Source organism: Lentzea kentuckyensis (assembly GCF_002150765.1).
GTDB lineage: Bacteria > Actinomycetota > Actinomycetes > Mycobacteriales > Pseudonocardiaceae > Lentzea > Lentzea kentuckyensis.
Window position 1 is genome coordinate 40,256 of sequence record NZ_MUYM01000072.1, and the last position, 13,844, is coordinate 54,099.

The 13,844-nt window shown below is 69.2% G+C and carries 9 protein-coding genes; 5 read left to right on the forward strand and 4 right to left on the reverse strand.

The window, feature by feature from the left end; genetic code table 11:
- Positions 1-28 precede the first annotated feature (28 nt).
- Both fabG and B0F77_RS31045 read right to left on the reverse strand, forming a co-directional pair.
- Positions 29-733: a 3-oxoacyl-ACP reductase FabG gene (fabG, locus tag B0F77_RS31040; protein ID WP_086666556.1), complete on the reverse strand. Its 705-nt coding sequence runs from the start codon at positions 731-733 to the stop codon at positions 29-31.
- 26 nt (positions 734-759) lie between these two features.
- Positions 760-1,698, reverse strand: a complete 939-nt coding sequence (locus B0F77_RS31045) for a cytochrome P450 (RefSeq protein ID WP_245848872.1) — start codon at positions 1,696-1,698, stop codon at positions 760-762.
- An 867-nt stretch (positions 1,699-2,565) separates the two neighbouring features.
- Here B0F77_RS31045 and B0F77_RS31050 point away from each other — a divergent pair.
- The 5 genes from B0F77_RS31050 (at position 2,566) to B0F77_RS31070 (ending at position 9,889) form a co-directional block, all read left to right on the forward strand.
- Positions 2,566-4,356 (forward strand): ABC transporter ATP-binding protein, encoded by a 1,791-nt coding sequence (locus B0F77_RS31050; protein ID WP_086666558.1) that lies wholly within the window; start codon positions 2,566-2,568, stop codon positions 4,354-4,356.
- Complete coding sequence (locus tag B0F77_RS31055) at positions 4,353-6,182, forward strand: ABC transporter ATP-binding protein (protein WP_086666559.1); 1,830 nt, start codon at positions 4,353-4,355, stop codon at positions 6,180-6,182. Before B0F77_RS31050 ends, B0F77_RS31055 begins: the two co-directional genes overlap by 4 nt.
- Positions 6,183-6,285: 103 nt before the next feature.
- Positions 6,286-7,068, forward strand: a complete 783-nt coding sequence (locus B0F77_RS31060) for an SDR family oxidoreductase (RefSeq protein WP_086666560.1) — start codon at positions 6,286-6,288, stop codon at positions 7,066-7,068.
- Positions 7,069-7,086: 18 nt separating this feature from the next.
- Entirely contained in the window at positions 7,087-9,072 is a 1,986-nt protein-coding gene (locus B0F77_RS31065) for a carbamoyltransferase family protein (RefSeq protein WP_086666561.1), read from the forward strand.
- A gap of 112 nt (positions 9,073-9,184) precedes the next feature.
- Positions 9,185-9,889 (forward strand): hypothetical protein, encoded by a 705-nt coding sequence (locus B0F77_RS31070; RefSeq protein WP_143466984.1) that lies wholly within the window; start codon positions 9,185-9,187, stop codon positions 9,887-9,889.
- On the opposite strand, the gene B0F77_RS31075 is transcribed toward B0F77_RS31070, so the two are convergent.
- Together B0F77_RS31075 and B0F77_RS31080 are read right to left on the reverse strand one after the other, a co-directional pair.
- Complete coding sequence (locus B0F77_RS31075; RefSeq protein WP_086666563.1) at positions 9,868-12,255, reverse strand: bifunctional salicylyl-CoA 5-hydroxylase/oxidoreductase; 2,388 nt, start codon at positions 12,253-12,255, stop codon at positions 9,868-9,870. The two genes, B0F77_RS31070 and B0F77_RS31075, sit on opposite strands and share 22 nt — an antisense overlap.
- The gene (locus tag B0F77_RS31080; RefSeq protein WP_086666564.1) at positions 12,252-13,838 is read right to left on the reverse strand and encodes an AMP-binding protein; all 1,587 of its coding nucleotides are present in this window, start codon (positions 13,836-13,838) and stop codon (positions 12,252-12,254) included. Before B0F77_RS31080 ends, B0F77_RS31075 begins: the two co-directional genes overlap by 4 nt.
- Positions 13,839-13,844: the final 6 nt, after the last annotated feature.

The following is a 13,844-nucleotide window of genomic DNA, read 5'->3' on the forward strand; positions in this document are numbered from 1 at the left end:
GTTCGTGTGCAGGGGAACAGACCGGTGCTCAGTGACCCATTCCGAGGCCGCCGTCGACCGGGATCACGGCGCCGGTGAGGTAGGCCGCGTCCGGCCCGGCGAGGAAGGCGACGACCGCGGCGACCTCGTCCGCGTCCGCCTTCCTGCCGAGCGGCACCGTCCCGAGAATCGCGGCCTCGCGTTCTTCCGAGAGCACCGCGGCCATGTCGGTGTCGACCAGTCCAGGTGCCACCACGTTGGCGGTGATCCCCAGCGGTCCGAGCTCACGCGCGAGCGACCTGGCGAGCCCGACGAGGCCCGCTTTCGAGGCCGCGTAGTTCGCCTGACCAGGCCACCCGTACAGGCCCACGACCGAGGAGATGAAGATCATCCGGCCCTGGCGCGCCCGCATCATGCCGCGCACGGCACGCTTCGCCACCCGGTACGCGCCGGTGAGGTTCGTGTCCACCACGTCGGTGAACACGTCGTCCTTCAGCGCGGCGAACATCCGGTCCGACGTGATCCCGGCGTTGGCGACCAGCACCTCGACCGGTCCCTGGTCCTTTTCCACGGACGCGAACGCGGACTCGACCGAGGCCAGGTCCCGCACGTCGCACGGCACCACGGACAGACCCTCGACCGGTTCGCCCGACCGCGAGGTGACGGTGACGCTGTCGCCACCGGCGGCGAGCCGCCGCGCGATCGCCAGGCCGATCCCTCGATTGCCTCCCGTGACCAGTGCGGAACGGCCCACGTTTCGTTCTCCTGTCGTCAGCGTCATCAGTAGGCGGCCTGCCCGTGCGGCACGCGTGGTTCGGCGGTGATCGGCAGCGACGCCCATCCCGAGATCGTGTGGGAGCGCAGCCGCACCCCTGGCCCTGTCTGGACCAGGTCGGTGAACCGGCTGAACAGCTCCGCGAAGAACAGCTTCAGGACGTCGCGGACGACGGAGTTCCCCACGCAGTAGTGCGGTCCGAGGCCGAAGGCCAGGTGCCTGTTCGGCCGGCGCCGGACGTCGAAGGTGGACGGGTCGGGAAAGGCGTCCTCGTCCCGGTTGGCGGAAGCCAGCCAGACCACCACGGCGTCGCCCGCGGTGATCCGCTGTCCCCGCAACTCCGTGTCCTGGACGGCATAGCGCAGGAAGTGCGTGTTGGGGGTGGCCCAGCGCAGGGCCTCCTCGACCCCGCTGCCCAGCAGGGAAGGGTCGGCCGCCCAGCTGTCCAGTGTGGACGTTCCCATGAGGTCGGCCAGGGTGGTCACCGGCACCTGGGAGATCGTCACGTTCCCGCCGAGCAGCAGGCTGTAGCAGTTCGAGACCACCTCGCGCTGGTTCAGCGGACGACCGTCCCAGTCGGTCTCGATGAGCAGGCTGACGAGATCGTCACCGAGGTGCGCTCGCCGGTGGCGCACGACGTCGTGGAAGAAGACCAGGAGCTCGCGATGGGTCTCCCCGAGCGAGGATTCGGCCGCGCCGGGCCGGCTGAAGAACGGGTCGTCGGGCGCGATGGAAGCCACGCTGAGTTCGGTGAGGCGTGCCCAGTCGTCGACCGGCAGGTCCATGAGGGTGCCCATGACCCCCATGGCCAGCCGTCGCATGTGTGCGGCCAGGTCATAACCCCGGCCGTCGGCCAGCGGCGCGAGCGCGTCAATGACGACCTCGCGGAATCGCTCGCGCATTCCGGTCACCGGTTTTGCCGCGAGCGCCTGCTGCAAGGGCATTCTCAGAGTGGTGTGCCGGGGCGGATCGGTGACCACTAGTTGCATTCCACCCGCCGGATCGTCGCGGCCGAGCTGATCCAGCAATGTTCCTCGTTGCGAGGAGAACACCGCGGCATTCTGCAGAACTTCCGATGCGTCCCTAAAAGACGTGACCGACCAGAATTCGCGGCCGTCCGGAAGTGTTTGCCGGGTTACCGGTGAACTGCGCCGCATCTCCGCCCAGAGGGCGTGTGGCACGCCCTGGCCGTAGAAGCCGGGATCGACGAGTGACGTGACGTCAGCAGTGAACGGGCACTGCGGCGCGACAGCGTCCACATGGCTCCCCCCATGAGTTTTCGCAGGTCCGGACCGTTCAAGCGGCGCTGCACTGCGCACTTGGTCCAGGACGCGTCGTGTCTGAACGTAACCGCACGATGTCCGACCGTAACCGCACGCTTTGAACGCTGTCAACATCGATCGACCATCGCCGCTCAGATTCCCTGAATTCTTCCGGTTGCCGCGAAGCGAATTCGGATCGTTTGGACGTGTCCGCTCGGCGCCCCATTCCCGTACTGACCAGGCGAAACGCTTCGACGAGCATCGGCCGCGAATGCAACGGACAACAAAGTGACCTGTGGCGACTGATCCGGCCAGTGCGCACCGACTGTCTGGAAAGCGCTTGCCTGGCGGATTGCCCATCGTGATACTGAGGATGATCGTGATGTGGAGCTGTGGCCCCAGGCCAATGACGCGCCCCGTCCGCGGGGTCATGAAGGGGTGCCGGTGGACACCGCCACTCGGGCAGAAACTGCCGTCCCGAACGAACACCCAAGCGCACCGCGCGGCCCGGCGGATCCGCGATTCGCACTGGGTGCGTTTCGCCTTTCCGTGTTGCGCGAGACGGCCGCCGAGCGGGTCGAATTGCTGCGGTTGTTCCGGTATGCCGGGCGTGGGCCGGTCGCGCTGCTGGTCGGCGCGCAGGTGGTCGGCGTCGCCACGGTCACGTTGAGCGCGCTCTCGATCGGCTGGCTGGTCGGCGCGGTAGGGGCCGCCCACCGGTTCGCCGACGTGCTCTGGCCGCTGGTGGTGGTCCTGGCGATCGTCCTGATCGACCGCCTGGCTCAGGTCGTGCAGGTGCTGCCGGCCGCGGTCGCGGCGCGGCGCGTGGACGGGGCCGTGCGCTCGATGGTGCGCCGGATCGCGTTGGCACCGAAGGGAATCGGGCATCTCGACGACGCGGAGTTCCGCGACGACGTCGAGCGCGCCTGCGATCTCGGCATCGGCTGGCGGACCCGGACTCCCGGCAACGCGGCGGTCGGCCAGCTGACGCTGATCTTCCGGGTGGTCGGCGCGCTCGCCGCGGCCGCGGTCGTCGCCGTGCACTTCCCGTTGCTGGCGACCGGTTTGCTCGTGCTTTCGCTGCTGGCACGGATGCTGACGCGCCGGCAGTGGATGTGGCTGGTGGCGTTGGACGATGCCCGGATGGGTGAGCACCGCAAGGCGCAGTACTTCGCGGGCCTGCTCACCGAGGCCGGTCCGGCCAAGGAGGTGCGGCTGTTCGGTCTGGCGGACTGGCTGCTCGGCCGGTTCCGCGGCGCGCAAGTCGCGGCACGACGACCGGGCTGGGACGCCCGTTCGTCGGTGCTGAAGCGTCAGGGTCTGACGTTCGCCATCGCGGCCGGCAGTGCCGCCGTGACGCTGGTCGTGCTCGGCGCTTCCGGACAGAGCCCCGCGACGGTGGCGCGCTGCCTGATCGCGGCCTTCGCGGTGATGAGCCTGGCCACCCTGGGCCAGGAGGCGTTCGACATCGAATACGGCGTGACGACCGTGCGTGCTCTCGCCCGGGTCCTCTCCCGGCACGAGCCGCCGGCAACTAGCGCCGGACGTCGTTCCTCGACCGGGCGGCCGCCGCACGTGCGGTTCGAGAACGTCAGCTTCACCTATCGGGGAACCGATCGCCCGGTGCTCGACGGCCTCACGCTGGAGATCCTGCCCGGCGAAACGCTGGCCGTCGTCGGCGTCAACGGCGCGGGCAAGACGACGCTGATGAAGCTGCTGGCAGGGCTCTACCACCCGGACTCCGGGCGCATCCTCGTCGACGGCGTCGATCTGCGCGAAATCGACCTGCTGTGGTGGCGGACCCGGATCTCCGCACTGTTCCAGGACTTCATCCGGTACGGGACGACCGTCGCCGACAACGTCGCCTTCTCCGCGCCGGAGCACGTCGGCGACGTCACCGGTGTCGACGCCGCGATCGACGCGGCCGGCGCCCGCGAGGTCGTCTCCAGGCTGCCCGACGGGACCGGGACCAGGCTGTGGCGCGGCGGCGAGCACGGCGTCGACCTGTCCGGCGGGCAGTGGCAGAAGCTCGCGATCGCGCGCACGTTGTTCGCGGCGGCGCACGGACGTGAGCTGCTGGTGCTCGACGAGCCGACCGCCCACCTGGACGTCGAGGCCGAACACGAGTTCAACGAGCGGGTGGCCGCCGGCGCCCGCGGGGCGTCGATCGTGCTGATCTCCCACCGGCTCTCCAACGTCCGCGGCGCGGACCGGATCGTCGTGCTCGACGGCGGCCGGATCGCCGAGTCCGGTACCCACGAACAGCTGATGGCCGCGGACGGCGGCTATGCCGCGTTGTTCCGCTTGCAGGCAGCGCGATTCGCCAGGGCGGAAGCATGATTCGCCGGGTGTGGCGGCACTTCGCGGTGATCCGGCATCTGGCCGGGTTGTCCTGGCGGGTCAGTCGCGCGGGTTCGCTGGTCACCGCCGCGGTGTTCCTCGTGGTGGCGTTCGGCAGCGTGGGCGTGGCCCAGAGCCAACGGTGGCTGATCGACGGCCTACAGGCCCACGCCGGCGACCAGAGCCTGACGTGGCTGATCCTTCCGGTGGTGGTCGTCGCGTTCGCGCATGTGGCCTCGACCATTGCGACCAGGGTCGCGGCGCATCTACGCGTGAACCTCGTGCAGAAGGTCGAGGTCGACCTGTCCTCCGAGGTTTTCGGCTACGTCGCACGCGTCCCCACGATCAAGCATCTGGAGCGTTCGTCCTATTTGGACCGCGTCTACCTCGTTGCCAAGGGCAGCGGCGCGTTGGCCTCCTACGGCTGGTCGATCGCGGAGACAGGTGCCGCCGCACTGATGGTCGGCCTGAGCGTCTGGCTCCTCGTGCTCGTGCACCCGGCACTGCTGGTGCTCGGGCTGACCACGTTGCCGTTGCTGGTGCTCGCCGGCCGTGGCCAGTCGGCGCTGCGCCGGGTCAACGACGAGTGCGCGGAGGCGACCCGGCTCGAAGCGAACCTCCACGGCCTGTGTCTCGACGTGGACGCCGCCAAGGAAATCTGGATCAGCCGGTCAGGTCCAGAACTGTCCACTCGGGCCGACCGGCTGTGGGCCGAGATCACCAGCGCCCAACGTAAACCGCTGCTCCGCGGCACGCTGCTGGACGCGGCGGGCTGGCTCTGCTACCTGCTCGGCCTGGGCGGCGGGCTGGCGCTGGTCGCCGCCGAGGTGATCGCCGGCCGGATCGGGATGGGCGCCCTGGTGCTCGTCGCCTCCCTGGCCGCGCAACTGCGCATGCAGCTGTGGGCGTTGCGCGACAACTACAACAGGGCCGCGGAGGCCGGCCACGTCGTGGGCCACTACCACTGGCTCCGCGACTACGTGTCCACGTTCGACGACGTCACGACGCCCGCGCCCCGGCGCCTCACCGACGGCATCACCCTGGACGAGGTCGGCTTTCGTTACAGCGACGACGGCACACCGGTGCTGCGTTCGATCAGCGCGCACCTGCCAGCCGGTTCGGTCGTGGGCCTGGTCGGCATCAACGGCGCGGGCAAGTCGACGCTCGTCAAACTGCTGGCCGGCCTGTACCAGCCCACCTCCGGCCGGATCCTCGTTGACGGCAAGCCGTTGAGCGAACTCGGTCCACGGTCGTGGGCCTCGTCGTCGTGCGGTGTGTTCCAGGACTTCGCCCGCCTGCAGTTGCCCGTACGTGAGTCCGTCGGCGTCGGCGACCTGGCGGCGCTCGGCGACACGCACGCGATCGCCCGTGCGGTGGACGCCGCGGGAGCGTCGGAACTGGTCGGCACGCTGCCCGACGGCCTCGACACGCAGCTCGGCACGATCTTCGGCGGCGTCGACCTGTCGGGTGGGCAATGGCAGCGACTCGCTCTCGCGCGCGGAATGATGCGCACCACGCCGCTCCTGCTGGTTCTCGACGAACCCACCGCGGCGCTCGATCCCCAGGCCGAACACGACCTGTTCGAGAACTTCGCGCGGCACGCCCGCGAAGCCGCCGCTCGCACCGGCGCGGTCACCGTCCTGGTGTCGCACCGGTTCTCGACGGTCAGCATGGCCGACCACGTGATCGTCGTCGCGGACGGAGGGATCGTCGAGTCGGGCAGTCACGCGGACCTGCTCGAGTCCGGTGGCCGCTATGCGGAGCTGTACGCGACTCAGGCCGCGGCCTACGCGGTGCCGACGGGGAAAGGCGACCCACCCACATGACCGCGAACGCCACGGCCGCCCAGCCCGACGGCCGCCACACGCAGCCCTGCACAACCCCAGCCACGGCCTCCCCGACACCGACAGGGAAGGGCAACCCACCCACATGACCACGGACACCGGCTTCGACCTTCAAGGCGCGCGCGTGATCGTCACCGGCGGCGGTGGCGGCATCGGAGCGGCGATGGCGCGCCGGTTCGCCGCCGCCGGCGCGGCTGTCGTGGTGACCGACGTCGACGGTGCCGCGGCGGCCGAGGTGGCCCGGCAGGTCGGAGGCGTCGCGATCACCGCGGACGCGGCGAGCGAGGCCGGCGTGCGGCGGTCCATCGCGGCGACCGTCGAGGAGTTCGGCGGCGTCGACCTGTACTGCGCCAACGCTGGCGTCGCGCCGGAGGGCGGCCCGGAGGCCTCGTGGACTCGGGCCTGGGACGTCAACGTGATGGCGCACGTCCGGGCGGCCGAAGCGCTGCTGCCGGACTGGCTGGAGCGAGGGCGCGGCCGGTTTCTCACCACGGCGTCCGCGGCGGGGATGCTGACGATGCTCGGATCCGCCCCCTACGCCGTCACCAAACACGGGGCGCTCGCCTTCGCCGAATGGTTGTCCATCACCTACCGGCACCGCGGCATCACCGTTCAGGCGCTGTGCCCGCAGGGGGTGCGGACCGGCATGCTCGCGGCGGCCGGGCCCGGCGTGCGATCCCTGGTGGAACCGACCGCCATCAGCCCGGAGCAGGTCGCCGACACCGTCGTCGAAGCCCTTGCGGACGACCGGTTCCTGATCCTGCCTCACCCGGAGATCGCCGATGCCTACCGGAACAGAGCCGCGGACACCGGCCGATGGATCGCCGGGATGAACGCGCTGCAACGCAAGATCGAGAAAACGCGATAGGACGGAGACCCGCGCACCATGCTCATTCTTGGTCTGAGCGGACATTTCTCGGACGAGGACGCGGACCTGACCCCGAACATGGAGGGCGTGCTCACCCAGGGCGCCTTCCACGACGCGGCCGCCTGTCTGATCAAGGACGGCGAACTGCTGGCGGCGGTGGAAGAGGAAAGATTCAACCGGATCAAGCAGACGACGAAGTTCCCCGCCAACGCGATTCGCGCGTGCCTCGACACCGCGGGAGTCTCCCCGGCCGAGATCACCGCCGTCGGGCACTTCTTCGGTGAGAGCATGCTGGACGAATGGCTCGACGAGACCTACGTGAGCCGTCCCCACCTTCCGCTGCGCGGTTCTCGTGAGCTCGTCCTGGCCCGGCTGTCCGAGGCACTGGGCCGGGAAATGCCGCCAGACCGGCTGTTCTTCATCCAGCACCACCTCGCGCACGGCATGTCCGCCTACACCCGTTCGGGGATGCGGGAAGCACTGGTGGTGGTCATGGACGGGCGCGGCGAGAAGCACTCGACCACCGTCTACCACGGCAAGGACGGGCACCTGGAAAGGCTCGCCACCTACGGTCTCGGGAAGTCGCTCGGCGCGCTCTATCTCGCCAACACCCGGCTCCTCGGGTACGGGCTCGGCGACGAGTACAAGGTCATGGGACTCGCGCCTTACGGCACCCCGGAGACCTACCGCGAGAAGTTCAGCTCCCTCTACGAACTGAGGGACAACGGCGATTTCTTCCTGCGGGACTTCGCCGTCCCCGGCTTCCGTCCCCGCCGCAAGGGGCAGGAGTTCACGCAGGCGCACATGGACTTCGCAGCGGCGCTGCAGGAGGCCCTGGAGAAGATCGCCCTGCACGTCCTCGGTCACTGGGCTGACCGGACCGGGCTGCGGGACCTCTGCTTCGTGGGTGGAGTGGCGCACAACAGCACGCTCAACGGACGCATCCTCGACTCGGGAAAGTTCCGCGAGGTGTTCATCCACCCCGTCTCGCACGACGCCGGCGCTGCCGAGGGCGCCGCCCTGGCCGCCGCTCTCCAACTGGGCGAATCCCCTTTCAGGCAACCGCGTATGCGCAGTGCGAGCGTGGGCCCCTCCCTCGGCACCACGGCGGAGATCGAGAAGGAGCTCTCCTCCTGGAGTGATCTCGTCGAGTTCGAACGACCGGCCGACATCGTGGACGCGGCCGCGCGACTGCTGGCCGACGGCGCCGCTCTCGGGTGGGCCCAGGGCCGGTCCGAATACGGGCCACGGGCGCTCGGCAACCGCAGCATTCTCGCCGATGCGCGGCCCGGCGAGAACAAACGGCGGATCAACGCGATGATCAAGAAACGCGAGGCCTACCGGCCGTTCGCGCCGGTCGTCACGCCGGAAGCCGCCGACACCTATTTCGACCTACCGGACACCCGCGCGAACTACGACTTCATGTCGTTCGTGGTCAAGGTGCGCGACGAACGGCGAGATGAGCTGGGGGCCGTCACGCATGTCGACGGTAGTGCGCGCCTGCAGATCGTGGATCCGGACTCGAACCAGCGATTCCACGACCTCGTGCGCAGGTTCGGCGAGTTGACCGGTACGCCGGTGCTGCTCAACACGTCGTTCAACAACAACGTCGAGCCGATCGTGCAGACCACACAGGACGCTCTCACCTGCTTCCTCACCACCGGCCTCGACTTTCTCGTCATCGACGACTTCGTGGTGCGGCGACGCGAGGGTGCCTCCCTCGCCTTCGACGAGCTGGCCCCTCGGCTGCGCCCCGCCACCCGGCTCGTCAAGCGGATCAGGCACACGTCCGCCGGCAGCCATGAGATCTGCCACGAACTGGTGCTCGATCACCCGAAAGGCTGGACGACGGAGATCTCCGCCGATGTTTTCACGCTGCTCGAGGGTGCGGACGGGGAACGGTCCGTGACCTCTCTCGCCGGCTCGGCCGGCGTCGGCGACGAGGTCCGGCGCGAACTGCATGACCTGTGGCAGCAGCGATTCTTCACGCTGCGTCCGGCTTGAGCTCTGGAGGTGTTCGTTGAAGCTGGAGACACACACGCTCGTGTCCGAGGAGCACGTGGACCGATGCAACGTCATGCTTCGCTCGCTTTCCCCGCACTGCGCAGTACGACCGGTGCTGCACGACGACGGTTCACTGACAGCACGCTCAGTCGACCGGCTGCGTGACGAGTGGCCCGACGCGCTGATCATCTCGCGGACCGAGGCCGACCAGCGCGTCGCCGAGCTGCTGACCGGACATCCCAAGGTCCGCTGGTGGCGTTCCCACAACATCCGCGCGACGCAACTGGTCGACTACTTCCTGCTGGCAGAACAAAGTCGAGTTCTCGCCCTCGACACCGACGTGGTCTTCCTGCGGAAACCGGCCGAAATACTGGACTGGGTTTCCGCCGCCGGGAGTTCGAACCTCTGCTTCGCCTACTCTCCGGAGTTCGATCCCGACCCTTCCGGGATCCACTGGCTCCCCGACGCGGTGCCGGACGCGCCGTTCATCCCTGCCATGTGCTGCGGTTTCGCCGCGGTTGAGGTGGATGAGTTCATGGATCTCGACTACCTCGACGACCTCATCGATCGCACCGATCCGGACATCGTCGGCCGCCAGCGTTTCGTCACGCAGATGTACTACTCGCTGATGGCCGGTCGTCTCCCCGCCCAGCGGGTCGTTTCCTTGGGCGAGCGGTACCGGTCAGGGCCCGTGGAAAATCTGCCGAGCCGGGAGGACCGGGTCATTTGTCACTATTTCGGATCCGCGGAGTCCGGTAGTGGCATCGAGGGGGTGTGGAACAGCTACCCCCACCTTCAGGAGATGTTGACGCTCTGAGCCACCCTGGACCGGTGCGGGGTCCAGCGCAGGTGGACGTTCCGATCCGGAGAGTCCGCCCGCAGCAACGAAAGCCGCGGTCGCACGGCGTCGGTGCGCGCGCTCGGCGGTTTCCGGCTGCCGGCCTGGAACTGCACCGGCCAGTCGACACCGCGATAGTCCTGCTCGGCGGCCGCGTGCAGGGTCCAGTGCGGGTCGTACAGGTGTGTGCGGCCGATCGCGCACAGGTCCGCGCGGCCCGCCAGCAGGATGGAGTTGACGTCGTCGTAGGAGGCGATGGCACCGACCGCGATGACGGCCGCACCGGGCACCTCGTGGCGGATCCGGTCGGCGAACGGGGTTTGGTACGAGCGGCCGTACGCCGGGCGTTCGTCCGCCGTCACCTGACCGGTGGAGACGTCGATCGCGTCGGCGCCGTGCGCGACGAACGCGCGGGCGATCTCCACGGCGTCGTGTTCGGTGTTGCCGTCGGGAGCCCAGTCGGTCGCGGAGACGCGCACGATCATCGGACGCTCGGCCGGCCACACGGCACGGACGGCGTCGAACACCTCCAACGGGAATCGCAGCCGGTTTTCCACCGTGCCGCCGTACGAGTCGGTGCGCTGGTTCGCGATCGGTGAGAGGAAGGACGACAGCAGGTAGCCGTGCGCGCAGTGCAGTTCGAGCAGGTCGAAACCGGCGGCGGCACCGCGCCGGGCGGCGGCGACGAACTCGGCCTTGATCCGGTCCATGTCGTCGCGGTCGACGACGCGCGGGACGGGGGAGCCAGGTCCGTACGGCAGCGCGGACGGCCCGATGGTCTCCCAGTTGCCGTCGGGCAGAGGCTTGTCCATGCCCTCCCACATCAGGCGGGTCGAGCCCTTGCGCCCGGAGTGGCCCAGCTGGAAACCGATGCGGGCGGTGCTGCGCTCGTGCACGAACGACACGATCCGCGCCCACGAGTCGCGCTGCTCGTCGTTCCACAGGCCGGTGCAGCCCGGCGTGATGCGGCCCTCCGGCGAGACGCAGACCATCTCGGTCATCACCAGGCCCGCGCCGCCCATGGCCTTGGAGCCGAGGTGGACGAGGTGGAAGTCGCCCGGCACGCCGTCGACGGCGGAGTACATGTCCATCGGCGAGACGATCACCCGGTTCTTCAGCTCCAGGTTCCCGAGCCGGAACGGCTGGAACATCGCCGGGGCCACCGCCGAAAGCCCCTGGGAGGCGGCGAACGCGGTGTCGACGCGGTCGGCGAAGTCCGAGTCGCGGGTGCGCAGGTTGTCGTAGGTGATCCGGCGCGAGCGGGTCAGCAGGTTGAAGCAGAACCGGGTCGGCTCCTGCCCCGCGTACATGCCGATGTTCTCGAACCACTCCAGCGATGCCTGGGCGGCGCGCTGCGTCGACTCCACGACGGGGCGCCGTTCGGCCTCGTAGGCCGCCAGCGCGGTCTCGACGTCGCGGTGTTCGTGCAGGCAGGCGGCCAGGGCGAGGGAGTCCTCCATCGCGAGCTTGGTGCCGGACCCGATGGAGAAGTGGGCGGTGTGCGCGGCGTCGCCGACGAGGACGAGGTTGCCGTGGTGCCAACGCTCGTTGCGCACGGTGGTGAAGCTGAGCCACTTCGAGTTGTTGGCGAACACCTGGTGGCCGGCCAGTTCCTCGGCGAACAGCTCGCGGATCCGTTCGACGGCCCGGTCGTCGGAGACACCAGGCGGGAACTCCCGCGCGGTGTCGAAACCGGCCCGGCGCCAGACGTCCTCGTGCATCTCGACGATGAACGTGGAACCGCTGTCGGAGTAGGGATACCCGTGGACCTGCATGGTCCCCCACTCGGTGTCCTTGATGAAGAACTGGAACGCCTCGAACACCAGGTCCGTGCCGAGCCACATGTACTTGTTGTGGCGGCGGTCCAAAACAGGCCGGAAGACGTCCGAAAAGGACTGACGCACGAGCGAGTTGACGCCGTCCGCGCCCACCACCAGGTCGTGCGACCGGCGCAGTTCCTCGACGTCCGGGGCGGGGGTCGAGAAGTGCACCACCACGCCGAGATCGCGGCACCGGCGTTGCAACAGGCCGAGCAGCTCCTTGCGGCTCATCGCGGCGAACCCCTGCCCGCCGACGGTGTGGGTCTCGCCGCGGTGGTGGATGTCGATGTCCGTCCAGCGGGCGAACCGGCGTGCCATCGTGTCGGCGAACTCACGATCGGCGTTCTCGATCCCGCCGAGGGTCTCGTCGGAGAACACCACACCGAACCCGAAGGTGACGTCCGGGGCGTCGCGTTCCCAGACGGTGACTTCGTGCGCCGGGTCGAGCTGCTTCATCAGGGCGGCGAAGTACAGGCCACCGGGGCCGCCGCCGACGATGGCGATCTTCTGGGACGCGACCTTCACGTGAGCACCTCGTCCTCGACGATCTTGCGGAGTGCGAAGCGCTGCAGCTTGCCGCTCGCGTTGCGCGGCAACGAGGTGCGGAACCGCACGTCGCGCGGGTACTTGTACGGAGCGATGGTCCGCTTGACGTGGTCCTGGATCTCCCTGGCCTTCGCGGCGTCGCCCTCCACACCCTCGCGCAGCACCACGAAAGCGCACACGACCGAGCCGCGTTCGTCGTCCGGCTTGGCGACGACGGCCGACTCCAGCACGTCGGGGTGGGTGTCGATGGCCTCCTCGACCTCCGGGCCGCCGATGTTGTAGCCGGAGGAGACGATCATGTGGTCGCTGCGCGCGTGGTAGTGAAAGTAGCCGTCCTCGTCGCGGTGGAAGACGTCGCCGGTGACGTTCCAGCCGCTCACCACGTAGTCCTTCTGACGCGCGTCGTCGAGGTAGCGGCAGCCGACCGGGCCGATGACCCCCAACCGCCCCGGCTCGCCGGGACCGAGCTCCTCACCGTCAGATCCGAGCACGGTCGCGCGGTAGCCCGGCACCGGTTTCCCGGTGGAGCCAGGCCGGATGTCGTCGCCGGCGGCGGAGATGAAGATGTGCAACAACTCCGTGGCGCCGATGCCGTCGATCACCCGGAGCCCCAGCCGGTCGTGCAGCCGTTGCCAGGTCTCCCGCGGGATGTGCTCGCCGGCCGACACCGCGGTCCGCAGCCCGCCGAGTTTCGCCTCGCTGCCGTCCCGCAGGATCGCCTTGTACGCCGTCGGTGCCGTCGCGAGCACCGTGACCCCGTGCTGCCGCACCAGATCCGCGACCTGCGCGGGGGTGGCGGCCTCGGTCAGCAGAGCGCACGCGCCCGCCCGCAACGGGAACACGACGAGCATGCCCAGGCCGAAGGTGAAGGCGAACGGTGCCGTGCACGCGACGAGGTCGTCCTCGTTCAGCCGCAGCACATGACGGCCGAAGGTGTTGTCGATGGACAGGATGTCGCGGTGGAAGTGCACGGTGATCTTGGGGGTGCCGGTGCTGCCGGACGTGGGCGCCAGCAGCGCCACGTCGTCGGCGGCGGTGTCCACGGCGGTGAACTCCCCCGGCTTCGTCCCGGCACGCGCCGCGAGGTCGCCGTACGTCACCACCGTCAGCCGTGGCAGGGATCGGACGTCGTCGGCGAACCGGTCGTCCACCAACGCGATGGACGGACGGGTCCGCTCCACGATCGGCATGAGCTCGCGGGTGCGCAACGCGGCCATGGTCGTCACCACGACGCCGCCGGCTTTCAGCACGCCGAGCCACGCGGCGACCGTCCACGGGTTGTTGGGCGAACGCAGCAGAACTCGTTGTCCGGGCTGGAGTCCGAGGTCCGCGGTGAGCACCTCCGCCACCTGGTCGGCACGGGTGCGCAGCTCGCCGTAGGACCAGGTCTCCCCGTCGGGTGTGCGCAGGGCAGGACGGTCGGGGCCGAACTTCGCCGCCGGCACGTCGATCAGTTCGGTGGCGGCGTTGAGCCGGTCCGGGTAGGTCAGCTCGGGCGTCGTGAACTCGATCGTCGGCCACAGGGCCGCGGGTGGGAGGTGGTCGCGAGCGAACGTGTCCATCGGTGA